Consider the following 24,111-nt stretch of genomic DNA (forward strand, 5'->3'; position numbering starts at 1 on the left):
TCATGGGACATACCAATATGGCCCATGGATTTAGTCTGGTTGCCCACCACGCGGTCCTTGGCTACGCTACCATAAGGGACGCGGCAAGGCTCGCTTTGAGCTGCCGGTCGGAGGGGGAATACATGGCGTTTTCCGATGACATCGGACGCTTTCGCAAGGGAAATCCATCGCCGCTCTACCTCCAGTTGCAGGAACTGATCCGCAACGCGATCGGCGAGAAGCTGTTGGTACAAGGCAATGCGATCCCGGCCGAGCGCGATCTCGCGATCGAGTACGACGTTTCGCGGATCACTGTGCGCAAGGCGATCGGCGGACTGGTCGAGGAGGGGCTGCTCACGCGCAGGCGCGGGGCGGGGACGTTCGTCGCCGGGCGCGTGGAGAAGAGCTTTTCGAAGCTGTCGTCGTTCAGCGAGGACATGGCGGCACGGGGCCGCACGTCGAGCAGCAGCTGGATTTCGCGCTCGGCGGGGCAGGTGAACCCGGAGGAGGCGATGGCGCTGGGGTTGTCGCCGGGGGCGGCAGTGTTCCGCTTCAACCGCATACGCTATGCCGACGAAGAGGCGATGGCGCTCGAATTCTCGACCATCGCGGGATATTGCCTGCCGTCGGTCGAGGTGGTCGATGACTCGCTCTACACCGCGCTCGAGAACGCCGGGAGCCGGCCGGTTCGCGCGCTGCAACGCCTGCGCGCGGTGCCGTTCGGCGGCGAGCATGCGCGGATGCTGGGCGTCGACGCGGGCCATGCCGGGCTGCTGATCGAGCGCCGCGGCTTCCTGCGTGATGGCCGGGCCGCGGAGTTCACGCGCTCCTATTACCGCGGCGATGCGTACGATTTCGTCGCCGAACTCGCCGATATCTGACCTTTAATACCGAGAGTGCCCGATGAACCGACGTGAGCTTCTTGTTGGCACGGCGGGCGCCGGTGCTTCTCTGGTCGTAGGGCCGATCGAGACCGGGTTCGCGGCTAGCGTCAAGGCGCAGGGCAGTGCCGGCGCGCTGCCCATGCCGCAGCCGTCGCGAACCCTGCCGCCGCGCGCGCTGGTGCAGGATCCGTCGCGGACGCTGATCGAGCGCGGCTGGCTGTTCCACGAGGGCGACGTGATCGCGCCCGCGCCCGACGGCCACAACGCGACGTATCTGAGCGTGAAGGCGGGTAACGCACTCGGCGCCGCGGCGATGGCGTATGACGATTCCGATGACGATTCCGACTGGCAGTCGGTGCGGTTGCCGCACGACTGGGCCTCCGCGCAGCCGTTCGTGAAGACCGCCAACATCTCGCAGGGCTTTCGCGCGCGGGGGATCGGCTGGTACCGGCGGACTCTACGGCTCGATCCGGCGGACCGCGGCAAGACGATCGGGCTGCAGTTCGACGGGATCGCGACCAACGCGACGGTCTGGGTCAATGGCAGCGTCGTCGCGCACAACTGGTCGGCGTATAACAGCGTCGAGATCGACCTGACGCCGTTCGCGCGGTTCGGCGACGACCTCAACGTGATCGCGGTGCGCGTCGATGCGCAGGCGATGGAGGGCTGGTGGTATGAGGGCGCGGGGATCTATCGCCATGCGTGGCTGATCCGCCGCGCATCAGTGGCGATCGTGACGGACGGCGTGCACTGCGATCCTAGGCGCGGCGCTGACGGTGCGTGGAGCGTGCCGGTCGAAGTGAAGCTCGGCAGCATCGATCGCGCGGCGGTCGGCGTGATGGTGGATGTCGCGCTGCTCGATCCCGACGGCAAGCGCGTGGCGGGGGCGGAGGCGACCGCGACGGTCCTGCCGTTGGAGCGCGCGACTGCGGCATTGACGCTGGCCGTGCCTGCGCCGCGCCTGTGGTCGATCGAGACTCCGACGCTTTACACCGTCGTGACGCATGTCCTGCGCGACGGGGCGATCGTCGACGAGCGGCGGATCCCGGTCGGCTTCCGCACGATCCGGTTCGATGCGAACCGTGGCTTCCTGCTCAACGACAAGTCGGTGAAGCTGAAGGGCGTGTGCCTGCACCAGGATCACGCCGGGGTCGGCACGGCGATCCCCGATGCGCTGCTGCGCTGGCGGCTGGAGCGGCTGAAGGCGATGGGCTGCAACGCGATCCGCTGTTCGCACAATGCGCCGGCCGCCGAGCTGCTCGACCTGTGCGACGAGATGGGCTTCGTCGTGATGGACGAGAACCGCCAGTTCAATCCCGCGCCCGATTACATGGCGCAGCTCGAATGGATGGTCCGCCGCGATCGCAACCATCCGAGCGTGATCCTGTGGTCGGTGTTCAACGAGGAGCCGATGCAGGGCACCGAGGCTGGCGTCGAGATGCTGCGGCGGATGGCGCACGCGGCGCACGCGCTCGACGACAGCCGCCCGGTAACGGGCGCGATGAACGGCGCGTTCTTCGATCCGATCAACGTGTCGAGCATTTTCGACGTGGTCGGCTTCAACTATTATCAGGGCGACTACGACCGGTTCCACCAGCTCAACCCGACCAAGCCGATGACGAGCTCGGAGGATACCAGCGCCTATGAAACGCGCGGCGCGTTCGCTAGTGATCCTGCCGCGCATGTCCAGTCGTCCGATGATGTCGAGGCGGCGAGCTGGGGCGATACGCACCGCGCGACGTGGAAGAAGATCGCCGATCGCCCGTTCGTCGCGGGCGGGTTCGTGTGGACCGGGTTCGATTACCACGGCGAGCCGACGCCGCACGAATGGCCGACGATCTCCAGTTTCTTCGGCATCCTCGACCTGTGCGGGTTCCCGAAGACTGCGTTCGATATTCATCGTGCGCACTGGGTCGATGATGCTGCGGTCGTCAGTCTTACGCCGCACTGGACTTGGCCGGGACGCGAGGGGCAGCCAGTCGTGGTGCTGGTGATGAGCAATGCCGAGCGCGTCGAGTTGCGGTTGAACGGCCGGAAGGTCGGCGAGCAGGTGGTCGACCGGATCATGGGCAACGAGTTCAGCGTGCCCTATGCGCCGGGACGGATCGAGGTTGTCGCGATGCGCGGCGGCAAGGTCGTCGCGACGGCCGCGCACGAGACCGTCGGCAAGCCGGCTGCGCTGCGGCTGACGCCGGCGCGGACCGTGATGGCGGGCGACGACGAGGATACGCAGCCGGTGACGATCGACGCGATCGATGCCGCCGGGCGTCACGTACCGACTGCGAACCTGTCGACGCAATTCTCGGTCGACGGCGCGGCGATCATCGGTGTCGGTAATGGCGATCCGAACAGCCATGAGCCGGAGAAGGGCAATGCGCGGTCGTTGTTCAACGGGCTGGCGCAGGTCATCGTGCAGGCGGGGACGGGTCGTGGGCGGATCGTGATGACGGCGACCGCGCCGGGGCTCAAGCCGGCGCGGCTGGTGATCGACCGGGCAGCGATCGCACCGCGCGCGCAGATGGCCGCGACTTATGGGGGGCAGGCGATCCGGGAGTGGCGTCGCTCGCCGGCGTTCGCTGCGCGTCCCGATCCTGCGCTGGCGCCGATCGATGGCGATAATAACAGCTGGGCGTTCGTGCGGAGCGGCACGCCGGTGCAGGCTGCGGCGGAGGGGCGTTGGCGGCTCTACCGTGTGAGCGTGACGCCGTGGCGGCGGATCGGTGCGGAGGGCGGCACGATCCGCTTCGGCGCGATCGCGGGCAAGGCGGAACTATGGGTCGATGGCCGGCGGCTCGCGTCGAAGACTGGGGTGGAGGCTGGGCCGCTGGAAGCAGCGTTGCCCGCGGGCGGCGGCGCGCGCCAGATCGTGCTGGTGGTGGAAGCTGCTGCGGACGGGGTTTCTGGTATCGTCGGGCCGGTGTCGCTGGAACCGCGTGCGCGCTGACACTGCTCGATCCTCCCCCGCCAGGGGGAGGTGTCGCCGAAGGTGACGGAGGGGGAGGACATGGAACAGGCGTTTTCCTTTCCTCCCCCTCCGTCTGGCAAGTGCCAGCCACCTCCCCCTGGCGGGGGAGGATCAGTGGTCTAGCGGACCAGGGTCGTCAGAACCGTGTCGGTCGCGAGCACGTGAAGCTGGCCTGGCGCGGGGCGGGCGATTGCGCGGATACCGAGTTTCGCTAGCGCCGCATCGTCCGCTAGCGCGATATCGACCAGCAGAACGCGCATTCGGCCAGTATGGCGGCTAGCGGCAATGACATTCGCTGCCCCGCCGAGCGCGCCCTCGGTTGCGGACGACAGGTTGATCGTATCCTCCGCGACAGTCACGGCAGGCTTGATCGCCACATCGCCGCCCAACGCCAGCGCATCGCGGATTTCCATCGAGACGACATCGGCGATCGGCCCGAGCACGACCTGGAGTGCGGAGTTCGACGGGCGCAGGATACCGCGCGCGCCGAGTGCCTTCAGCGCGGCATCGTCGACCGCGGACTGGTCGACCACGATCAACCGCAACCGCGTCGTGCACGCGCTTACCGTCGTCAAATTCGCCCCGCCGCCAAGCGCCTGCGCGAACGCCGCACCGCGCCCGCCTGCCGCGGGGGTTGCTACTGCCGCGACCGTCTCGGCTTCACGCCCAGGCGTCGCGAGGTCGAACTTGCGGATGAAGAAGCGGAACAGGCCGTAATACAGCACGAAATACACCGCGCCGACCGGCAGCAGGACGAGCGGTCGGGTCGCCTTGCCGAAGTTCAGCACGTAGTCGAGCAGCCCCGCCGAGAAGCCGAAGCCCATCTTGACGCCGAGCAGGTCCATCAACGCCATCGACAGGCCGGTCAGCACCGCGTGCACCGCGTAGAGCACGGGCGCGAGGAACATGAAGCTGAACTCGATCGGCTCGGTGACGCCGGTCAGCGCCGAGGTGAGCGCGAGGCTGAGCAGCATGCCGCCGACCGCTTTCCGGCGCTCGGGCTTGGCGGAATGGTACATGGCGAGGCACGCGGCGGGCAGGCCGAACATCATCACCGGGAAGAAGCCGGCCATGAAGATTCCCGCCGACGGATCGCCTGCGAAGAAGCGGCGCAGGTCGCCCGACGTGCCGTGGTAATCGCCGGCGACGAACCAGACGATGTTGTTGAGCAAATGATGCAGCCCGGTGACGAGCAGCAGGCGGTTGAGCAGCCCGAACACGAACACGCCGATCGCACCGCTGCCGGTGATCGCGACACTCAACTGGTCGACGCCCTGGCTCAGCAGCGAGAAACCGAAGCCGAACACCGCCGCGAGCACGAGACCCGCCACGCCGCTGACGATCGGCACGAACCGTCGGCCACCGAAGAAAGCGAGATATTCGGGCAGCTTGATCGTCGAATAGCGATTGTAGAGCGTCCCGCCCGCGAGCCCCGACAGGATGCCGATCGGCACGTCGAGCCGCGCCATCGCCTTGGCCTTCCACGCCGCGATGGCGAGGTCCGCGGAGACGCCGGTCAGCCCTGCGGATACTTCGGGTGCGACGGTGATCAGGACCTTGCCCGCTTCGGTCGCGACCAGGAAGCAGACGACGCCGGCGAGGCACGCGGCACCGTTGCCGTCGCGCGCGAACCCGGTGGCGACGCCGATCGCAAAGAGCAGCCCGAGATGCGAGAAGATCGCGTCGCCGGCCGCGCTGATGAAGGCGATGTCGAGCAGGTCGGGCTGGCCGAGGCGGAGCAGCAGGCCTGCGATCGGCAGCACCGCGATCGGCAGCATCAGCGCGCGGCCGAGCGGCTGGAGGGCTTCGAGGATCGATTTCATGCGGTGAACTCCCGGGCGAGCGAGCGGACGTCGGCGGCGGATGCGCATTGCAGCGCGGCGGCGGCATGCGCGCGGCATGCCTCCATGGTCAGCGTCGCGACCAGCGCCTTGATCTCGGGCACGAGCGCGGGTGCGGACGAGAGTTCGGTGATGCCGAGCCCGATCAGGATCGGGACGGCGAGCGGGTCTGACGCGAGCCCGCCGCATACGCCGGTCCAGCGCCCATGCACCGCGCCGCCCTTGCAGGTCTGCGCGATCAGCCGGAGGACGGCGGGGTGCAGTCCGTCAATCCCGCTCGCGACGGCGGCGTTGTCGCGGTCCATCGCCAGCGTGTATTGCGTGAGGTCGTTGGTACCGACCGACAGGAAATCGGCCTCCGCGGCGATCAGGTCGGCGGTGACGGCGGCGGCGGGCGTCTCGATCATCACGCCTACGGGCACGCGGTCGACGATGCCGATCTCGGCGGCGACGCGGTCGACCACCGCGCGGACGGCGCGCAGTTCGTCGAGGCTAGCGATCATCGGCACCATGATCCGGCATTGCCCGGCGGGCTCTACCGACAGGATCGCGCGGACCTGATCCTCCAGGATCTGCGGGTATGCGAGGCCGACGCGGATGCCGCGCAGGCCCAGCGCGGGGTTCTCTTCCGGCGCCATCGGCAGATACGGCGCGGGCTTGTCGCCGCCGATGTCGAGCAGGCGGACGATCAGCGGACGCCCGTCGAGTGCGTCGGCGATCGCCTGGTAATCGGCGGTCTGTTCGGAGACCGTCGGTGCGGCATCGCGTTCGAGGAACAGGAATTCTGTGCGCAACAGGCCCGAGCCTTCCGCACCGTTCTCGACCGCGAGATGCGCATCGCCGAGCGCGCCGAGATTGGCGAACGCCTCGATCCGGGTGCCGTCGGCCATGCGGCAGGGTTCGCCGGCGCGCGCGAGGGCTTCGGTGCGGCGGACCTGCGCCTGGACGATCCGGACTTGCGTGGCAACGAGCGTGTCGGCGTCGGGATCGATCCGCAACAGGCCTTCGCCCGCGTCGAGGATCACTGGCGTGTCGTCGGCGACGGTGTTCAACGGCGTTCCGATCGCGACCAGCGCGGGGAGGCCCATCGTCGCGGCGAGGATCGCGACGTGCGAGGTCGGACCGCCGCGCTCGACGCAGAAGCCGACGATGTTCGCGCGGTCGAGCGACAGGACATGCGACGGCAGCAGGTCGTCCGCGAGCAGGATCGTGTCGGGCGGGAACGACAGCGGCGTGGTCTCGACCCCGGCGATCAGCGCGAGCAACTGGCGTTCGAGATCGAGCATGTCGTCGGCGCGCTCGGCAAGCCGCGGATCGGTGCTGGTGCGCAACGCGTCGGCCTGCGGACGGATCGCGGCGCGCCAGGCATGACCGGCGCTCTCGCCGCGCGCGATGCCGTTGCGCGTCGTTTCGTGGAGCATGGGATCGTCGAGCATCGCCGCATGCGCCTCGACGATCGCGCGTTCGGGACCGGTTGCGCTGCGGGCGCGCTCCGCGAAACGGGTCGACAGCGTCGTGACGGCCGCATCGAAGCGAGCCTCCTCGACGGCGATGCCTTCGCCCTGTTCGGGGACGACGATATCGGCGGGACGGAACCAGCGGGCGCGGCCGATTGCCAGGCCGGGCGCTGCGGTGACGCCGGTCAGCGCGCCGTCGACTGCGGGGCGGGCTGGCGAGGGAGCGACGGTGGGCGCACGGACGGGGGCCTCGGCCGGCTCGTCCATGCCGCTCTCGATCAGGTCGCAGATCGCCGCGAGTGCGGTGGCGGCGTCTGCACCTGCCGCAGTCACGATGATCGTCTCGTTGTGGCGGATCGCCAAAGCGAGCAGGGCTATCGCGCTGCGGACGTTGGCGGTCTTGTCGCCGGATGCGAGCGTCACGTCGGCGTCGAAGTGCTTGGCGGTCGCGGCAAGGCGCGCGGCGGGGCGGGCGTGGATGCCGTGGGGGAGGGGCACGACGACCGTGCGTGCGTGCGTCGCGCCGTCCTGGCTCGTTTCGCGGTGTGCGACCGCATCGCTGGGTTCGAGCGTCATCAGCGGATCGCCGACCGCGACCAGTTCGCTGGAAACGGCGTGGACGATGCTGAACCGGTCAGGGTTCACGACAACGATCGGCGTGACGACTGCGCGGGCCTCGCGCACGAGCATGTCGAGGTCGAAGCGGATCAGCGGTGCCCCGCGCTCGACCGTGTCGCCGACCGCGACGCAGGGGCTGAAGCCGCGTCCGCTGAGTGCGACCGTATCGAGCCCGATGTGGATCAGGATCTCCGCACCCTCGGGCGTGGCGAGCGTGATCGCGTGGCCGCTCGGCAACAGCGTCAGCACGGTCCCGGCACAGGGAGCGTAGAGACAGTCGCCGGTCGGATCGATCGCGACGCCGTCCCCCAGCATCCGCTCCGAGAACACCGCGTCGGGGACTTCGTCGATCGGCGTTGCCCAGCCCTGCATCGGCGCGGTCAGGAGGATGGAGGCCATGGGTGCGTTCTCGATACCAAAGGGGAGGGCTCGATGCCGAAAAGGGAGGGGCGCAAAAGCAGGGTTAAGGCGGTCAGGCCGCGCTTGCCCCGCCGATCCACGTGCCGACCGGATGCAGGTCGCGGGTGAGCACGACCCAGTCGGCGGTGCGGCCGACCTGCAACGTGCCGCGCTCCTGCGACAGCCGCAGGAACGCCGCCGGATAGGTCGCCGCCATCGCCGCGGCGATCTCGGGCGCGACGCCGAGCCGGTCTACCGTGTTGCGGACCGCGCCTGTCATGTCGAGATCGGAGCCCGCCAGCGTGCCGTCGGCGCCGACGCAGCGGCCATTCTCGACATGGATCTCACGGCCCTGCAGCACGAACGACTTCTCCGCCGCGCCGACGCAGGGCATCGCGTCGGATACCAGCATGAACCGGTCGTGCGGCCGTGCGCGCAACGCGATCCGCAGCACCGCGTCGTCGACATGGAAGCCGTCGACGATGATCCCGCAATACACCGCCTGGTCGTCGAGCACCGCGCCGACCACGCCCGGGGCGCGGTGGACCAGCGGCGACATCGCGTTGAACAGATGCGTCACGCCGGTGATCCCAGCGGCCATCCCGGCGCTCGCGGTGGCGTGATCCGCGTCGCTATGGCCGATGCTGATGAGTACGCCTGCCGCGGTCAGCGTCGCGATCTGTGCCGCGGTCACGCGCTCGGGCGCGAGCGTCACCATGACCCGGCCGAGGCGGGGGCGGGTCAGCAGCGCGAGCAGATCGTCGTCGAGATCCTGGAAGCGCGTCGGGTCGTGGATGCCCTTGCGCGCCGGGCTGATCACCGGGCCCTCGATATGGATGCCGAGCACGCCGGGGACGCCTGCGAGGATCGCCGCGTCGACCGCGTCGAGCGCGAGCGCGATCACGTCGGGCGTATCGCTGATCAGCGTCGGCAGGAACGCGGTGGTGCCGAACGGGCGGTGCGCCGCGCCGATCGCGGCGATGCCCTCGACCGTGGGCGTATCGTTGAACAGCACGCCGCCGCCGCCGTTGACCTGCGTATCGACGAAGCCCGGCATCAGCCAGCCGCCATCGAGATCGATCGCGTGATCCACGGCCTGATCGGAAGTCGCGTCGCCGATACGCGCAATGCGACCGTCTTCGACGACGATCGTCGCGTCGTTCAGGACGCCCGCGGGGGTGACCACATGGCCATTCGAAAACCGGAAGATCGTCATAACGTGCGCGTCACCTTGCTGAGATGCGACGGTGCGTCGGGGTTGAACCCGCGAGCAAGCGAGAGGGCGTTGACCATGCGATAGAAGCTCTGGATCATCAGGATCGGCTCGATCGCCGGATGCGCTTTCAACGCGGGCAGAATGCCGTCGTCGCTGCTGCCATCGAGCCCGGCATCGGCGAGCAACACGCTTGCGCCACGCTCGGCGAACTCGCGCGCCGCATCGCGCACGCCGTCGCCGGCTGCGTCGGAGGTCGCGAGGGCGAGCAACGGGAAGCCGTCCTCGACCAGCTGCATCGGGCCGTGGCGGACCTCGGCCGAGCTAAACGATTCGGCATGCAGCGCGCAGGTTTCCTTCATTTTCAGCGCCGCCTCGTTGGCGATGCCGAAGGCCATGCCGCGCGCGATCACGAACAAATTGGTCGCCGTGCGCAGCGGTGCGACGGCGGCCGACCAGTCGAGCGCCCAGGCGCGTGCGAGGTCGGCGGGGAGGGCGGCAACGGCGCTACGCAACGCATCGTCGTCGGCCCATTCGGCGGTGAGCGCGGCGAAGGCGGCGAGCGAGCAGATGTAGGATTTGGTCGCCGCGACCGACTTTTCCGGTCCGGCGCACAGCGGGATAAGCGTGTCGGCGGTTTCGGCGAGCGGCGAAGTCTCGTCGTTGACGAATGCGACGACATGCGCGCCGGCGGCCTTCTGCGCGGCGACTGCGGCGAGCAGGTCGGGGCTGCGTCCGCTCTGCGATACCGCGATGCACAGCGTGTTCCGCGCGCCGAGCGGTGCGTCGTAGATTGATACGACCGACGGCGCTGCGGCCGCAACGGGTATGCCGGTCTTCGTCCAGATCAGATACTTGCCATACACCGCCGAATGATCGGAGGAGCCGCGCGCGCAGGTCACGACGACCGCGGGCGGGGCGCTACGAAGACGTGCACCGAGCGCCGCGAACGCCGCGGCGTTGGTCGCGAGCATCCGCGCGACGGCATCGGACGATTCCGCAGCCTCGCGGAACATCAGCGTTGCCGTTTCCACAATCGGCGGGGGTGTTAGCGGGGGCGGGGTGGCGTCGTGCATGGCGGCTCGCTTCGATTGGCGTTCGGCGAGGAGAGAGGCCCCCCGACCCAGACCGGTTTGAGTAAGTTATGGATTGGTATTATTCAAGCGCCTGATGTCCGGCCACCATGTTCGCCAGTCGCTCTACCGCGTCGCGGTTTGTGGCTGCGCGTCCCGGCGAGGCGAAGCCGAAGCGGAGTTCGGCTGGATCCGCGGCGGTCGCGGAGGGCGCGCGACACGAGGCGTGGACTTCGCGGACACCGGTCGCGAGGATCGCGGGCAAGGTCTCCGGCGAGACCCCGCTTCCCGCGAGCACGATGATCCGCCCTGCGGCTTGCTGGTGCAGTGCCGCCAGCATCGTGACGCCGTCGATCGCCTTAGGGGCGCCGCCCGAGGTCAGGATTCGGTCGAAACCGAGCGTGACGGCAGACTCCAGCGCGTCGGGCATGTCGCGGCATAGATCGAAGGCGCGGTGCAGCGTCAGCGAGAGTGGACGTCCGCGAGCATCGCCCAGCGATCGGGCATGGGCGACCCAAGCGGCAAGCGCGGGCAGATCGAGCCGGTGGTCGGCATCGAGCGCACCGATGACGATTCCCGCCAATCCAGCTTCGGCCGCGGTGCGGATGTCGTCGGCGATCAGCGCCTGCTCGCTCGGGGTATAGACGAAGCCGCCTTCGCGTGGTCGGACCAGGAGGTGGACGGGGACGCCGGAGACCTCCGATGAAGCCGCCGCTGCCCGGATCAGCGACGCGGGCGGGGTGAGCCCACCGACGCTGAGCGCCGCGCATAGTTCGATGCGGTCCGCGCCGCCGGCAATCGCCGCGTCGATACCGTGCAGATCCTCGACGCAGACTTCGAGAATCGTTCGCGAACCCCGATCCATGTCTTCCGCGACGCTCACGCCTGGAAAAGCGACCGCGCCTTCAGCACCGTCGTCTTGCCGCGCGCGTCGGTGACAGCATAGGTAAAGCCCGGCAACAGGCAGAACGCGCCGACATTGCCCTTCGTGTCGAGCGCGAGGAAGCCGACCTGAACGCCGCGGATCGCATCGCCGCGCAGCTTGGCAATGTGTCGAACGACCTCTTCGCATGCCTGTTGCGGCGTCGAACCGCCGCGCATCGACGCGACGACGCGCGCCGAGCCGGCTACGCGGGTCACTTCCTCGCCAAGTCCGGTCGAGGTGGCACCGCCGACGCCCGCCTCGACGTACAGCCCCGATCCGACCTGCGGCGAATCGCCGACCCGGCCGCGCATCTTGAACGCCATGCCGGAGGTCGTGCAGGCGCCCGCCATCCGCCCGTCGGCCGTGCGCGCGAGCAGGCCGATCGTGTCATGGTCGAGCGCGCCACCTGGCGTGCGGGTGATGCGATTCTCGCTATTGGCTTCGGGTTGGTATTTCGCGGTCTTGAGCCAGTCGCGCCATGCCTTTTCCGATTCCGGAGTGAGCAGCGACTGTTGCGGGAATCCCTGGTCGCGCGCGAACCGTGTCGCGCCTTCGCCGACGAGGAAGGTATGCGGCGTCCGCTCCATGACGCGGCGCGCGACGGAGATCGCATGCACCGTGTTCTCCAGCGCGGCGACGGCCCCGACTCCGCCGACATCGTCCATGATGACCGCGTCGAGCGTGACATAGCCGTCGCGGTCGGGATAGCCGGAATAGCCGACGCTGTGGTTGGTAGGGTCCGCCTCGGGTACCATCGCGCCGGCCTCGACCGCGTCGATCAGGGAGCCGCCCTTGGCGAGTTCCGCGAAGGCCACCGCGTTGGCGGCAGCGCCGAAATCCCACGTCGACAGGACCATGGCGCCGGTCGCCGGGGCGTCCGTCGCGGCACCCGATCGGGCAGCCGCGCGAGTCGCTACGAATGGTATCATGCCCAGGCCGCCCAAGCCGGCGAGCAACGACCGTCGCGTGTTCTCCATCAGATCCCCCTTGCGTTCTTGTGTGCACGCTATCGCAAGGAGATGGCGACCGCCAGTAGTGACGCCGATTTGCAACATTCCAACGCAAATGTTCTAGACCGGTATTGCTTCGGCATTGACTGGCGACGTCTTTTGACCAAACCAGTACGGGCAACCGGTATAGCGCTATCACGCAACCGGGCTTTTTTAGGGGTAGGTATGAACTTCGGCCATTCTGTTTCGCGGATCGCGCTCGTCGGATCTCTCGTGTTTTCCGCTACCACGGCGTTCGCACAGGACGTGCCCGCGCAGGCCGTGACGCCCGCCCAGGCTGCCGCGAGCACGCCCGCCGAAGCCAAGGTCGAGGCGGATGCCACCACCGCAACCACTGCTGTCGATCGCGACACGCCGAAGGACGACACGATCGTCGTTACGGGCTCGCGCATCCAGCGTCCGAACATGACGTCGGCGGCCCCGATCACCTCGGTCACCGCGCAGGACATTCGCGCGCAGGCGGCGGTCAACGTCGAGGACGTGCTGAACCGCCTGCCGCAGATCGCGCCGGACAGCCAGCAAACCTATAACGACTCCGACGGTCGCCAGCGCATCAAGCTGCGCAGCCTCGGGTTCGAGCGCACGCTGGTCCTGATCGACGGCAAGCGCCTCGGCACGCAGAACGGCCAGGACGTCGGTATCATCCCGCCGTCGCTGCTCGAGCGGGTCGACGTGCTGACCGGCGGCGCCTCGTCGGTCTACGGGTCGGACGCGGTCGCGGGCGTCGTCAACTTCGTCTTGAAGAAGGATTTCGAGGGCATCCAGCTCGACGGCAACTATAATTTCTACAACCATAACAACAAGGACACGGTCGTGTCGTCGCTGGCGCGTTCGTCGGGCTTCAGCAGCCCGCGCGGCCTGACCAACGACGGCGGTCGTGCCGACGTCACGCTGACCGCGGGCAAGAAGCTGTTCGACGGCGCGCTGCGGATCAACGGCTTCGTCAACTACAAGCATACCGACGAAGTGCTGTTGTCGGCTCGCTCGAACTCGGGCTGCTATTTGACGCAGACCAGCCTGAACGCGCCGCTGTCGTGCGGCCTGACGCCCAGCAGCTCGACCAGCGGGCTCATCACGCCGCTCAGCGGTGCGAACGCGAACGCGCAGCTCATCAACAACCCGAACGGCACGCGTACTTTCGTGCCGTTCGGTCCGGGTGCCGGCAACGCCTCGAACTATTTCAGCAACTACGCGTATCAGCGCCCATCCGAGCGCGTGAACGCCGGTGGCTTCGTCAGCCTCGACATAGCGCCCGACGCCGAGCTGTATGCGTCGGGCATCTGGTTCCGCGACAAGTCGTACAACAACTACCCGGCGATCGCCGGCGGTAGCGTGCAGGTGAACTGCAACAACCCGTTCCTGTCGACGTCGCAGGCAACCGCGATCTGCGGTGCTGCGGCTGGCACGGTGGCGACGGCACCGATCGATCTTCGCTATCGTCTTGGTGAGGGCAATGATCAGCCCGACGCGTATCTGAACACCGGTGTTCGCCTGACCGGCGGCGTCCGCGGCAAGGTCGGCAGCGCGTGGACCTATGACGTCGGCGGCGTCTATGCGCGCAACCACCAGGATTACACGCCGAGCTTCGTCAACGCGACCAACCTGCGGAACTCGATCAACGTCGGTGGCACGCGCGCCGCACCGACCTGCGCGACGACCACGGATCCTGCCTGCGTTCCCTTCGACGCGTTCAGCGCGGGCAACACCAATCCGGCCCTCATCGACTATCTGTATGACCAGGGTACGGCGGCGACCACCGGCACGCTGTACGACGTGCAGGCCAACGTCACCGGCGACCTCGGCAAATACGGCATCACCTCGCCGTTCGCGGAGCAGGGCGTCGCGATCGCGCTGGGCACGGAATATCGCAAGGATACGCTCAAATCGACTGCCGACAGCGTGTATCGCGCAGGTCTGGGTGGCACCGACAGCTATCTGAAGCAGGACGTCTGGGAGGCCAATATCGAGGTCCAGGCGCCGCTGGTCGAGCACAAGCGCTTCGCCGACCTGTTGCAGGTGAACGGCGGCTACCGCGTGTCGAAGTACAGCAGCAACCCGAGCACGTTCAACACCTGGAAGATCGAGGGTATCTATGCCCCCGTCAGCGACCTGACGTTCCGCGCCTCGTTCAACAAGGCGCAGCGCGCGCCGACGGTGACCGAAATCCGCCAGGCGACTAACGTCGATTTCGCGTCGGGCGGCGCAGGCACGTTCAACGATTTCTGCGCACCGACCGTCGTCAACGGCGCCAATGGCGTGACCTACGGCGCGCCGATCGCGTCGCGCGAAGTGTGTCGTGCAACCGGCCTGTCCGATGCGCTTTACGGCAGCCAGACCCTGCTGTGCAGCAACGGCACCGCGCCGAACGGCTCGGCGGCATGCACCGTGCGCTCGGGTGGCTACACCGCCGATCCGGAAACCGCCTACACGCAGACCTACGGCCTGATCGTGAAGCCGCGGTTCGTGAAGGGCTTGGTGTTCTCGGTCGATCGCTACCAGATCAAGATCAACGATTCGCTCGGCTATAACGACTTCAGCTATTACACCGATGGCTGCCAGCGTTCGAACGGCGACGCGTTCTTCTGCCAGGGCATCGTCCGGAATCCGGGCACCGGCACGCTGTATTCGACGGCCGGGAGCAACCCGACCACCGGCTTCATCCGTCAGGGCACGACCAACTACTACACGTCGATCGCACGCGGTTATGACTTCCAGGCGCAGTACACGCTCGACCTCGCCAGCGCCGGCAAGATCGACTGGAACTTCAACGGGTCGCTGACGACGTTCGCGGGCGGCCAGGACTCGCCGGTCCAGCCGGAGCGCAACTGCGCAGGCTATTACGGCAACGGTTGTGGCCAGCTGATCCCGAAATGGTCGCACGGCCTGCGCGCGACCTACACCACGCTCGACCGTGGCTTCAGCGCGTCGTTCAACTGGCGCTATGTCGGGTCGCTGACCAACGCGGACAATTCGGGTGACCCGGCGATCGGTGGCACGGACGCACGCGCGCGGACCAGCTACTACCGGGTGTCGCCGAAGAGCTATTTCGACCTCGCGCTCAACTTCGCGATCGACAAGCAGTTCTCGCTGCGCCTGATCGCGAACAACCTGCTCGACAAGAGCGCGCCGATCGTTCCGGACTCGTACAACGTCGCCCTCGCGCGCACGAACACGATCCCACAGCGCTACGACTCGCTCGGTCGCAACCTGGCCGTGGGTGCGACCGTCCGGTTCTGATGCAACGCCGGCTCGTGTCGGTCGACGCGAGCCAATGGTGTCGAATGAAGATCCTCCGTGCCTTATGGCGCGGGGGATTTTTTCATGTCGGGGATGCTGGAACCGTCCATGGTCCGCCAGTCGCTGCGCCGGCAGCTGACCCGGCCCGGTCTGAGAGTTACGTCACCGAACGCGTAAGGTAACTTCACGCGTGCGGCGACGGCGACGGTCGCCGTGAACAGCGGGACGCTCACAGCCGCACGATAATCGCCGCCTGTTTCAGCCCGGCAGCGACATCGACGCTCATCACCGGGTCCATTTCGAGCACGTCGAAATGCGTCGGCAACAGCCCTCCGAGAGCGACCAACCCTATCGCAGCGCTCGTTTCGTCCGCGCGCCCTGGGTGTGCACGTCGCTCGACGGCTTTTCGATCGGTGGAAAGTTATTCGTCTTCCATGGGAATTGCGGGTCGGCACGAGGTGGCTTCTGCGGCAATGCTCGAGTTCGGACACAAAACCCGCAACTCCCATGATGATACCGTCAGGTGGAAACGAGTTCTATCGTTGGATGTCCCGCGATGACCTCAAGGATGATCTCAAAATAGGTCTGCCCGGCACCGCTCTCCAGCGCCGCGAGTTGACGGCCGATCCGTTCGACGTCGTACAATTCGGGTCGTTCCAGCTTCGCCTGCAGGTACGCGCGCGTTGTCTCCAGCCCCAGGCCGGCGCGAGCCCTGGCGATATCCTGCCAGACCAGGCGGACCGGTGCGCGTCCCTGAATGGCACCGTAGCCGCCGCGCAGCATGTCATCGAGTGCGTCGAGGCTTTCGCCCAGCTTCCAATCCTCTTCAGCCATGAAGACGCGGTTGATCTCCGCATAAAATGACGGGATGTCATGGATGTCGCCACCGGCAAGCGTCAGCGTCGTGGTCATCGAGGATACCCCGGCCCGCATCGCCCGCGCCTTGCACGCCCTCGACGGTTCATCCGGAAACGTCGGCCGCGGTGAGGAGGACGGGGGGCTCGCCGCCAAGCCGGCTGACGAACTCCCGCCGGGCGATCCGGTGGATGTCGGACTCGAATTCCAAATACGTCTCGATAGCCGTGTCGCGGTCGATCCCTTCGAGGTCCGGATCGATCAGTTCGACCAATGCTTCGCTGGTGATCAGGAACTCGACCATGCCGAGATCTGTGTGCCCGAGAAAGAGGATACCGTTCCGCTCCGCCAGCCATTCATACTCGCCAAGCTCGAAGCGAACGCTCGCGGTTGCCACGCGTCAGCCTTCGTCGTTCGCGCTGGGCAGGCGATCGACCAACGCGGCGATGCCGTCACCGGTGAGAGAGGCATGGGACGCGCCGTCGATCTGCACGAAGCGCTCCGGCGTGAGGACCGCCGTGTTGCGATGCTCGGGATCGAGAGCGGTCCAGGCACGGACGGCACCTTCCAGGCTCGTGACCTCGGCCAGATCCTCGTCGCCACGCGGCACCGTCTCCAGCGCGGCGCTCATCCGCCAATCGATGTCCGGCGTTTTCGCGTCGTCGCCCCAGGTCGCTTCCGTCATGCTCGCACCTCATCATCGCCGGCGAGGCCGGCATTCTACGGTCCAAGCGCTCAACTTCGAAGGCTGGTTCCGCGGTACGTTCGTCGAAGGCGGTCCTGGTACCACAGATGCCGCTCTTCACATGGCATAGGCGTGGACGAGCGGCACGTCCGGCTGGTTTCCTATCGTGACCGTTGCGGCGTCGGTGATCCTCGCCGCGGTTTCACGATGTCATCCCTCATTGACCGGAACGGGCATCTGAGCCCATCGAGCCTTCCATGACCAAAACCAAGGGACGCACCGGCGCACATGCGCGTGCCAATATCCAGCCGCCGCCGACCTCCGTCGAGCTCGAGGCAGCCAAGCGGGAGGTGGCACAGATCGAAGGGCGGCTACGCGACCTCGCGGCTGGGCATCCGTCGGTGAAAACATGGAAGGCGCGCCTCCGCGTCGCTCAAGCCGTGATCGCACGAGCCCCGCGCGACTGAGAGGCTGGAGCTTTAGAAACTTGTAGAGGCGATGTGGTGCCGGTTGCAGGAATCGAACCCGCGACATCCAGTTTACAAAACTGGCGCTCTACCAACTGAGCTAAACCGGCCCTTACGTCGGGCTCTGCCCGATGCGTCGCGACCCCATGCTTCAAGATACGCCGAAGGTCCAGCCCTCGGTTTTCGCAATATGCGGTGTCATCGCTGCCGGTGTCCAGAGATCGGGGCGATCGGCGTTGGCGCGGAGCCACGCGGCGGTGAGGATCGCGTCGGTGGCGTGGTCGTCGTAGCGAGCGAGCGGCTGGTGCGGCTGGCTGCCGAGATTGGCGAGTGCCGTGTCGAGCGAGGCGGCATCGCGCATCTTGCTGAGACCCTTGCGGATACCGGCGGCGCGCGCGGCGATGGTGGTGTAGATCTCGACGATTACCGGACCTTCCAAGGGGAGTGGGTCGAACGGCCAGATCGGCACGCGGCCGGCGAGGCGGTGGAGCACGCGCATGCCGGTAAGGCTCGACTTGCCGACCTGCGCCGCGCCGACGAGGTTGAAGCAGCTCGTGGGGGAAAGGCCCATCGCGCGTTGCCCGTGCTCGCAGACGCGCATCCGGCCTGCGCCACCGGGGAACAGGTCGCCGCAATCGCGGTGCTGGCGGAAGTGGCGGCGGATTTCGGTGTCGGTGAGCAGGCTGGAGACGGCAAGGTGCGGGTCGGCAGTCGAGGCATCGTCGACCATCTTCCACAGGGCGCGGGCGTCGGGCGGACTGTCGGGCGCGCCGGGGAAATACCCGCCTTCATCCACGAACGGAAAGGCGGGGGAGAGGTCGAGCCCGATCAGCATCGGCATAGCCTGGTCGAGCAACCAGTCGAGCACGTCGTCGCGCGACCATGCACTGGCGCTTAGTGGGACAACCAGCGCCGGCGCTGCATCGCCCGTCTCGCAGACCGCGACCGCGATGCCCTTGTGTCGATGCCCTTGCGCGCCGGACCAGTCGATCGCCGCAAACCGCGTGAAGCGTGGTTCAGCCATTCTTCTCGGCGCGCAAAGCATCCCAATAGGCGAGCCGTTCCGACAGGCGCTTCTCGAACCCGCGTTCGGTTGGCGTATAGAAGGTCTGCGCGCTCATCTCGTCGGGCCAGTAATCCGAGCCGGAGAACGCATCCTCCGCATCGTGATCGTACGCATAGCCCTTGCCGTAGCCGATATCGCGCATGAGCTTGGTTGGCGCGTTGCGGATCGACGCGGGGGGCATCAACGACCCGGTCTCGCGCGCCGATTTCCACGCCGCCTTCTGCGCCTTGTAGACCGCGTTCGATTTTGGCGCGGTCGCGAGATACACGCAGGCCTGCGCGATCGCCAGTTCGCCTTCGGGGCTGCCGAGGAAGTCGTATGTGTCCTTCGCGGCGATGCACTGGATTAGCGCCTGCGGGTCGGCGAGCCCGATATCCTCGACTGCAGCGCGGGTCAGGCGGCGGAGCAGGAACAGCGGTTCCTCGCCCGCCGTGAGCATTCTCGCGAGATAATAGAGCGCGGCCTGCGGATCCGACCCACGGATCGATTTGTGGAGCGCGGAGATGAGGTTGTAATGCCCCTCGCGATCCTTGTCGTACACTGCGACGCGGCGTTGCAGGAAGTTCGACAGTCCGGCGGGGTCGAGCGGTTCGGGCAGGTTTACCGAGAACAGCGTCTCCGCCTGGTTGAGCAGGAAGCGACCATCGCCGTCGGCGCTGGCGATCAGCGCATCCTTGGCGGGCGGGGTGAGGGGCAGGGGACGCTCCATCTCAGTCTCTGCGCGGTCGAGCAACTGTTCGAGCGCACCGCGGCCGAGCCGTTCGAGGATCAGCACCTGCGCGCGGCTGAGCAACGCGGCGTTGAGTTCGAACGACGGGTTCTCGGTGGTGGCGCCGACCAACGTCACCGTGCCGTCCTCGACATAGGGCAGGAAGCCGTCCTGCTGCGCGCGGTTGAAGCGGTGGATCTCGTCCACGAACAACAAGGTGCGCTTACCGATCTTGGCATGCTCGCGTGCCTCGGCGAAGGATTTCTTGAGGTCCGCGACGCCGGAGAAGACGGCCGAGATCGCGACGAACCGCAGGTCGACCGCGTCGGCGAGCAACCGCGCGATCGTCGTCTTGCCGGTGCCGGGCGGGCCCCACAGGATGATCGAGGACAGCCGGCCCGCCGACACCATCCTGCCGATCGCGCCTTCGGGGCCGGTGATGTGATCCTGCCCGACCACCTCGCTTAGCGTGCGCGGACGCAGGCGATCGGCGAGCGGCGCGTTTTCGGGATGCGTTTCGGTGGGGGCGGCGGGTTCGAAGCCCGCGAAGAGATCGGCCATTGGCGGAAGATAGGGGCCGGGGGGCGGTTTGCCCATCCGCCGGCCAGCCAAGCGCGCTGAGCATCCTGACACACTTCGTCAGCTTCATACGCATCGTCATCCCCGCGCACGCGGGGATCCATACTGGCTGACGGCTTTGCACGCTCGTGCGGTCCGAAGGTCGGGGTCCCCGCCTCCGCGGAAATGACGGACCTGAAAAAGCGAATCTTTTCGTCGCCCCTCTTGAACCCGAAACAGTCTGCGATATATCGCAATCCATGAATGAAGATATATCGGAGAACACTCAAATGCGTTTTGGTATGGGATATGGAGCTTGGACCGGTGGCCCGCGGGGCGACGGTCACAGGCATGGCGGTCGCGACCACGGACCCGAGCATGCGGCTTGGAAGCAGGGTGGCGGCCCACGAGGGCGTGGTCGGCGGCTGTTCGATGGCGGCGAGCTGAAGCTCGTGATGCTGAAGCTAATCGCCGACGCACCGCGCCACGGCTACGACCTGATCCGCGAGATCGAGGGGCTGACCGGGGGCGGCTATGCGCCGAGCCCGGGCGTCGTCTATCCGACGCTCAGCATGCTCGACGAGATGGGCCTGATCGAAGAGCAGCAGTCGGAAGGCGCGAAGAAGCGCTTTGCGGCGAGCGACGAGGGCCGCGCGCATCTCGCCGAGAATGCGGCCGTGGTGGACGGTCTGTTCGCGCGGCTGGCGGCGGTCGGGGCGGAGTCCGAGCGGACCGATGGCGCGCCGATCCGGCGGGCGATGGGCAATCTTCGGCAGGTGCTCCAGCACCGGCTGATGCGCGAGGACGTCAACGAGGATACGCTGCACGAAGTCGCGGCGCTGCTCGACGAGGCGGCGCAGAAGATCGAGCGGCTCAAGTGAGCGTCTCGGTCGCGAGGGTGCCGACGCATTCGGCGAGCAAGTATCTCCAGCAGCTTGCCAAGCACTGGAGCCACAAGATGGAGGTCACCTTCTCGGAGGAAGAAGGCCGCATCGCCTTCCCGAACGGCGCCGTGCTCGAGATGCGCGCGGACAGCGAAACGCTGGACGTCGCGCTGACGGTGCCGGAGGCAGAGGACGTCGAGCGGATGCGTGGGGTGGTGTCGAGCCACCTCGACCGCTTCGCCTTCCGCGAGGCGCCGTTGACGTTCGACTGGGTGACCGCGCCCTGAGCGAAGTGCAACCTGCCCCCTCCCTGAAAGGGAGGGGCCGGGGGTGGGTAGGCCGGTTCGAGCCATCTACGCCTGAACATGCGGAAGCCGACCCACCCCCAACCCCTCCCTTTCAGGGAGGGGGGCAGATCAGGGCATCACTTACCCCGCCGCGCCATCACCTCGAGATACGTGTCCAGGACGGTCTGGTTGATCGTATCCCACAGATACCCGGCGACCTTGTCGTGCCCGGCCCAGCCCATCGTCTCGCGCAGGCCCGGCTCCGAGACGATCCGCCCGATCGCATCCGCGTACCCGGCAATATCCGTCGGCGGCACGAGAAACCCCGTCACGCCGTCATCGACCAATCCGACCGCACCCGATGCGCGAGCGGCAACGACGGGCACACCCGCCGCCATGGCCTCCAGCGTCACGTTGCCGAACGTCTCGGTCACGCTCGGATTGAAGAACACGTCCATCGACGCGACCGCGCGGCCGAGATCGTCGCCCGATTGGAACCCCGCGAAGATCGCCCCCGGTACACGCTCCGCGAACCAGCTCCGCGCGGGGCCCTCGCCGATCACCAGCACCTTGTGGCGCACGCCGCGCTGTTCCAGCGTCCGGATCACGTCGGCGAAAACGTCGAGACCCTTCTCCTTTACTAGCCGCCCGAGAAACCCGACAGCAACCTCGCCGTCTGCAATTCCCCGCGCGCGCCGCCACTCGAGATCGCGGCGTGTCGGCGTGAATCGATCGTGGTTCACCCCGCGCGACCAGATCGCGGTCGGCGTCGTCACGCCCCAGTCGCGGACGATCTCCGCCATGCCGCGGCCCGGCACCAGCACTTCGTCGACGCGGTTGTAGAAGCGCGTCAGGATCTTCACCATGATCGGTTCGAAGAACGCCATCCGGTAATAGCGGAAATACGTCTCGAACCGCGTGTGCAGCGAGGCGACCGTCGCGATGCCGTTGCGGCGGCCATAGCTGATCGCGCGGTGGCCGAGGAAATCGGGGGCCGACACATGGACGATGTTCGGCGCGAACGCATCCAGGTCGCGACGGATCGCGGCCGGTAGCCCGCGCGCCATCTTGTATTCGCCGCGCCCGGCAGGCAGCGGCAGCGACGGCACCGCGACCAGATCGCCGGTCGGCGGGAAGGCGGGCCTGGCGTTGGTCGGCGAATAGACACGCACCGTCACGCCCTTCGCCAGCAGATGGCCGACGAGCAGGTTCAGCGCCTGGTTTGCGCCATCGCGTACGTAATTATAGTTGCCGCTGAACAGGGCGATGCGCAGGTCGGTGGCGTGCATCGTCGCGCGGATAACGCCGTGCGCCGCCAAGCGCCACTAAATCCGCAACATAGGCCGGCCGCCACCCATTGATGTTCCCGTATCGTTCTCGTACATCGGGGGCATGGCGAAACCCCAGAAGCGTTACGTATGTCAGGCCTGCGGATCGGTATCGCACCGCTGGGCGGGGCAATGCGCCGATTGCAGCGAGTGGAACACGCTGGTCGAGGAGGCGAACACTGCCGCTACGCCGTTCCATTCGAAGCATAATCTTCAGACCGGCGGCCGCGCGATCCAGCTCGTCGGGCTCGATGCCGAAATCAAGCTGCCAGACCGGATGGCGACCGGCATCGCCGAACTCGATCGTGCGCTGGGGGGCGGGTTCGTCGAGGGGTCGGCAACGCTGATCGGCGGCGATCCGGGGATCGGCAAGTCGACGCTGTTGTTGCAGGCGGCGGCGAAGATGGCGCTTGCCGGGCAGTCGGTCGCGTATGTCTCGGGCGAGGAAGCGGCGGATCAGGTTCGGTTGCGCGCGCGACGGCTCGGGCTCGGCAATGCGCCGGTGCAACTCGCGGCGGCGACCTCGACCCGCGACATCCTGACGACATTGCAGACGCGACCGCCGGCGATGCTCGTGATCGATTCGATCCAGACGATGCACTCCGACCTGATCGAAGGCGCCCCCGGCACCGTCAGCCAGGTGCGCGCGTCGGCGCAAGAGCTGATCCGTTTCGCAAAGGAACGCGGGACTGCCGTCGTCCTGGTCGGGCACGTGACGAAGGACGGCTCGATCGCCGGCCCCCGCGTGCTCGAGCACATGGTCGACACGGTGCTGAGCTTCGAGGGCGAGCGCAGCCATCAATACCGCATCCTCCGCGCAATCAAGAACCGCTTTGGCGGCACCGACGAGATCGGCGTGTTCTCGATGCAGACCGAAGGGCTGGCGGAGGTCGGCAACCCGTCCTCGCTGTTCCTGACCCACCGCGACGACGCGATGACGGGGGCGACGGTGTTCCCGGCGCTCGAAGGAACGCGGCCGGTGCTGGTCGAGATTCAGGCGTTGACGGTACGCTTGGCGTCGGGTGCGACACCGAGGCGTGCGGTCGTCGGCTGGGATTCGGGGCGTCTCGCGATGATCCTGGCCGTGCTGGAAGCGCGGTGCGGTCTGAGCTTCTCCAACGCCGAAGTGTATCTGAACATCGCCGGCGGCTACCGCGTACAGGATCCCGCGGCGGATCTGGCGGTGGCGGCGGCGCTGATCTCGGCGATGTCGGAGCGACCGGTCCCGGTCGACGCGGTGGCGTTCGGCGAAGTGGCGCTGTCGGGCGAGATCCGCCCGGTCGCGCATGGGCCGCTTCGATTGAAGGAGGCGAGCAAGCTTGGCTTCGAACGCGCATTGGTGCCGGCGTCGATGACGGGTGAGAAGAGCGGGATGAAACTCTCGGGGTTCAAGACGCTGGCGTCGTTCGTCGACCACATGATGGGGCGTGGTTAGGCACCAGAAACCTTGTTTCCCCGCGAAGGCGGGGACCCAGACTGGACTCCCGCCTTCGCGGGAGAACATGGCAGCGGTCGTGACGGTGTTGAGCCGTACTTTCATGGCCGATAGGGTAATTAGCGCTCAAAGCCGCGTACCTGGTCACCCTTTTGATTGTTCGGCACGGTTTATTCAAAGGACAGCACCACCCCGGCGGAGGCCGGGGCCCAATTGGGAAACGCTGCTGGCGATCG

19 protein-coding genes and 1 tRNA gene are annotated in these 24,111 nt (G+C 67.1%); 7 read left to right on the forward strand and 13 right to left on the reverse strand.

Annotation, left to right across the window (positions count from 1 at the left end):
• Positions 1–122 precede the first annotated feature (122 nt).
• Both AC1MH0_RS17025 and galA read left to right on the forward strand, forming a co-directional pair.
• Positions 123–860, forward strand: coding sequence for a GntR family transcriptional regulator (locus AC1MH0_RS17025; protein WP_056062350.1), 738 nt, complete (start codon positions 123–125; stop codon positions 858–860).
• Positions 861–882: 22 nt separating this feature from the next.
• Positions 883–3,807, forward strand: coding sequence for a beta-galactosidase GalA (galA, locus tag AC1MH0_RS17030; protein WP_480963736.1), 2,925 nt, complete (start codon positions 883–885; stop codon positions 3,805–3,807).
• A gap of 140 nt (positions 3,808–3,947) precedes the next feature.
• On the opposite strand, the gene nagE is transcribed toward galA, so the two are convergent.
• The 6 genes from nagE to AC1MH0_RS17060 form a co-directional block, all read right to left on the reverse strand.
• On the reverse strand, positions 3,948–5,651 hold the full coding sequence (gene nagE / locus AC1MH0_RS17035) for an N-acetylglucosamine-specific PTS transporter subunit IIBC (protein ID WP_480963737.1): 1,704 nt from the start codon (positions 5,649–5,651) through the stop codon (positions 3,948–3,950).
• Positions 5,648–8,143, reverse strand: coding sequence for a phosphoenolpyruvate--protein phosphotransferase (gene ptsP / locus AC1MH0_RS17040; protein WP_480963738.1), 2,496 nt, complete (start codon positions 8,141–8,143; stop codon positions 5,648–5,650). The genes nagE and ptsP overlap by 4 nt, the downstream gene beginning before the upstream one ends.
• A 73-nt stretch (positions 8,144–8,216) precedes the next feature.
• Positions 8,217–9,359: an N-acetylglucosamine-6-phosphate deacetylase gene (nagA, locus tag AC1MH0_RS17045; protein WP_480963739.1), complete on the reverse strand. Its 1,143-nt coding sequence runs from the start codon at positions 9,357–9,359 to the stop codon at positions 8,217–8,219.
• A complete protein-coding gene (locus AC1MH0_RS17050) occupies positions 9,356–10,372 on the reverse strand; it encodes an SIS domain-containing protein (protein ID WP_480965779.1) in 1,017 nt (338 codons plus the stop codon). The genes nagA and AC1MH0_RS17050 overlap by 4 nt, the downstream gene beginning before the upstream one ends.
• A gap of 139 nt (positions 10,373–10,511) precedes the next feature.
• Entirely contained in the window at positions 10,512–11,312 is an 801-nt protein-coding gene (locus tag AC1MH0_RS17055; RefSeq protein ID WP_480963740.1) for a copper homeostasis protein CutC, read from the reverse strand.
• A complete protein-coding gene (locus tag AC1MH0_RS17060; RefSeq protein ID WP_480963741.1) occupies positions 11,309–12,331 on the reverse strand; it encodes a glycosylasparaginase in 1,023 nt (340 codons plus the stop codon). The genes AC1MH0_RS17055 and AC1MH0_RS17060 overlap by 4 nt, the downstream gene beginning before the upstream one ends.
• Before the next feature lie 198 nt (positions 12,332–12,529).
• On the opposite strand from AC1MH0_RS17060, the gene AC1MH0_RS17065 reads away from it, so the two are divergent.
• Complete coding sequence (locus tag AC1MH0_RS17065; RefSeq protein WP_480963742.1) at positions 12,530–15,601, forward strand: TonB-dependent receptor domain-containing protein; 3,072 nt, start codon at positions 12,530–12,532, stop codon at positions 15,599–15,601.
• Between the two features lie 519 nt (positions 15,602–16,120).
• Here AC1MH0_RS17065 and AC1MH0_RS17070 read toward each other — a convergent pair.
• Genes AC1MH0_RS17070 through AC1MH0_RS17080 form a run of 3 tightly spaced genes read right to left on the reverse strand, consistent with a single transcriptional unit; the run spans position 16,121 to position 17,141 of the window.
• A complete protein-coding gene (locus tag AC1MH0_RS17070) occupies positions 16,121–16,513 on the reverse strand; it encodes a barstar family protein (protein WP_480963743.1) in 393 nt (130 codons plus the stop codon).
• Between the two features lie 49 nt (positions 16,514–16,562).
• On the reverse strand, positions 16,563–16,853 hold the full coding sequence (locus tag AC1MH0_RS17075) for a hypothetical protein (protein ID WP_480963744.1): 291 nt from the start codon (positions 16,851–16,853) through the stop codon (positions 16,563–16,565).
• A 3-nt stretch (positions 16,854–16,856) separates the two neighbouring features.
• On the reverse strand, positions 16,857–17,141 hold the full coding sequence (locus tag AC1MH0_RS17080; RefSeq protein ID WP_480963745.1) for a hypothetical protein: 285 nt from the start codon (positions 17,139–17,141) through the stop codon (positions 16,857–16,859).
• 257 nt (positions 17,142–17,398) lie between these two features.
• Here AC1MH0_RS17080 and AC1MH0_RS17085 point away from each other — a divergent pair, with 257 nt between their 5' ends.
• Positions 17,399–17,608 carry a hypothetical protein gene (locus AC1MH0_RS17085; RefSeq protein WP_480963746.1) on the forward strand — a complete coding sequence of 70 codons (210 nt, stop codon included), beginning with the start codon at positions 17,399–17,401 and terminating at the stop codon, positions 17,606–17,608.
• Positions 17,609–17,642: 34 nt separating this feature from the next.
• Here the strand turns inward: AC1MH0_RS17085 and AC1MH0_RS17090 are convergent.
• The 3 genes from AC1MH0_RS17090 to AC1MH0_RS17100 all read right to left on the reverse strand — a co-directional run bounded on the left by AC1MH0_RS17090 (position 17,643) and on the right by AC1MH0_RS17100 (position 19,944).
• Positions 17,643–17,718 (reverse strand) — tRNA-Thr (locus tag AC1MH0_RS17090).
• 41 nt (positions 17,719–17,759) lie between these two features.
• Positions 17,760–18,632 carry a hypothetical protein gene (locus tag AC1MH0_RS17095; protein WP_480963747.1) on the reverse strand — a complete coding sequence of 291 codons (873 nt, stop codon included), beginning with the start codon at positions 18,630–18,632 and terminating at the stop codon, positions 17,760–17,762.
• On the reverse strand, positions 18,625–19,944 hold the full coding sequence (locus AC1MH0_RS17100; protein WP_480963748.1) for a replication-associated recombination protein A: 1,320 nt from the start codon (positions 19,942–19,944) through the stop codon (positions 18,625–18,627). Before AC1MH0_RS17100 ends, AC1MH0_RS17095 begins: the two co-directional genes overlap by 8 nt.
• A 287-nt stretch (positions 19,945–20,231) precedes the next feature.
• On the opposite strand from AC1MH0_RS17100, the gene AC1MH0_RS17105 reads away from it, so the two are divergent.
• Together AC1MH0_RS17105 and AC1MH0_RS17110 are read left to right on the forward strand one after the other, a co-directional pair.
• A complete protein-coding gene (locus tag AC1MH0_RS17105; protein WP_480963749.1) occupies positions 20,232–20,822 on the forward strand; it encodes a PadR family transcriptional regulator in 591 nt (196 codons plus the stop codon).
• Positions 20,819–21,112, forward strand: coding sequence for a DUF2218 domain-containing protein (locus tag AC1MH0_RS17110; RefSeq protein WP_480963750.1), 294 nt, complete (start codon positions 20,819–20,821; stop codon positions 21,110–21,112). The genes AC1MH0_RS17105 and AC1MH0_RS17110 overlap by 4 nt, the downstream gene beginning before the upstream one ends.
• A 137-nt stretch (positions 21,113–21,249) precedes the next feature.
• Here the strand turns inward: AC1MH0_RS17110 and AC1MH0_RS17115 are convergent, their stop codons facing one another.
• The gene (locus tag AC1MH0_RS17115; protein WP_480965780.1) at positions 21,250–22,401 is read right to left on the reverse strand and encodes a glycosyltransferase family 4 protein; all 1,152 of its coding nucleotides are present in this window, start codon (positions 22,399–22,401) and stop codon (positions 21,250–21,252) included.
• A gap of 103 nt (positions 22,402–22,504) precedes the next feature.
• Here AC1MH0_RS17115 and radA point away from each other — a divergent pair, with 103 nt between their 5' ends.
• Positions 22,505–23,875 (forward strand): DNA repair protein RadA, encoded by a 1,371-nt coding sequence (gene radA / locus AC1MH0_RS17120; protein WP_093399340.1) that lies wholly within the window; start codon positions 22,505–22,507, stop codon positions 23,873–23,875.
• Positions 23,876–24,111 lie beyond the last annotated feature (236 nt).

It is taken from the genome of Sphingomonas sp. AP28, from assembly GCF_056680455.1.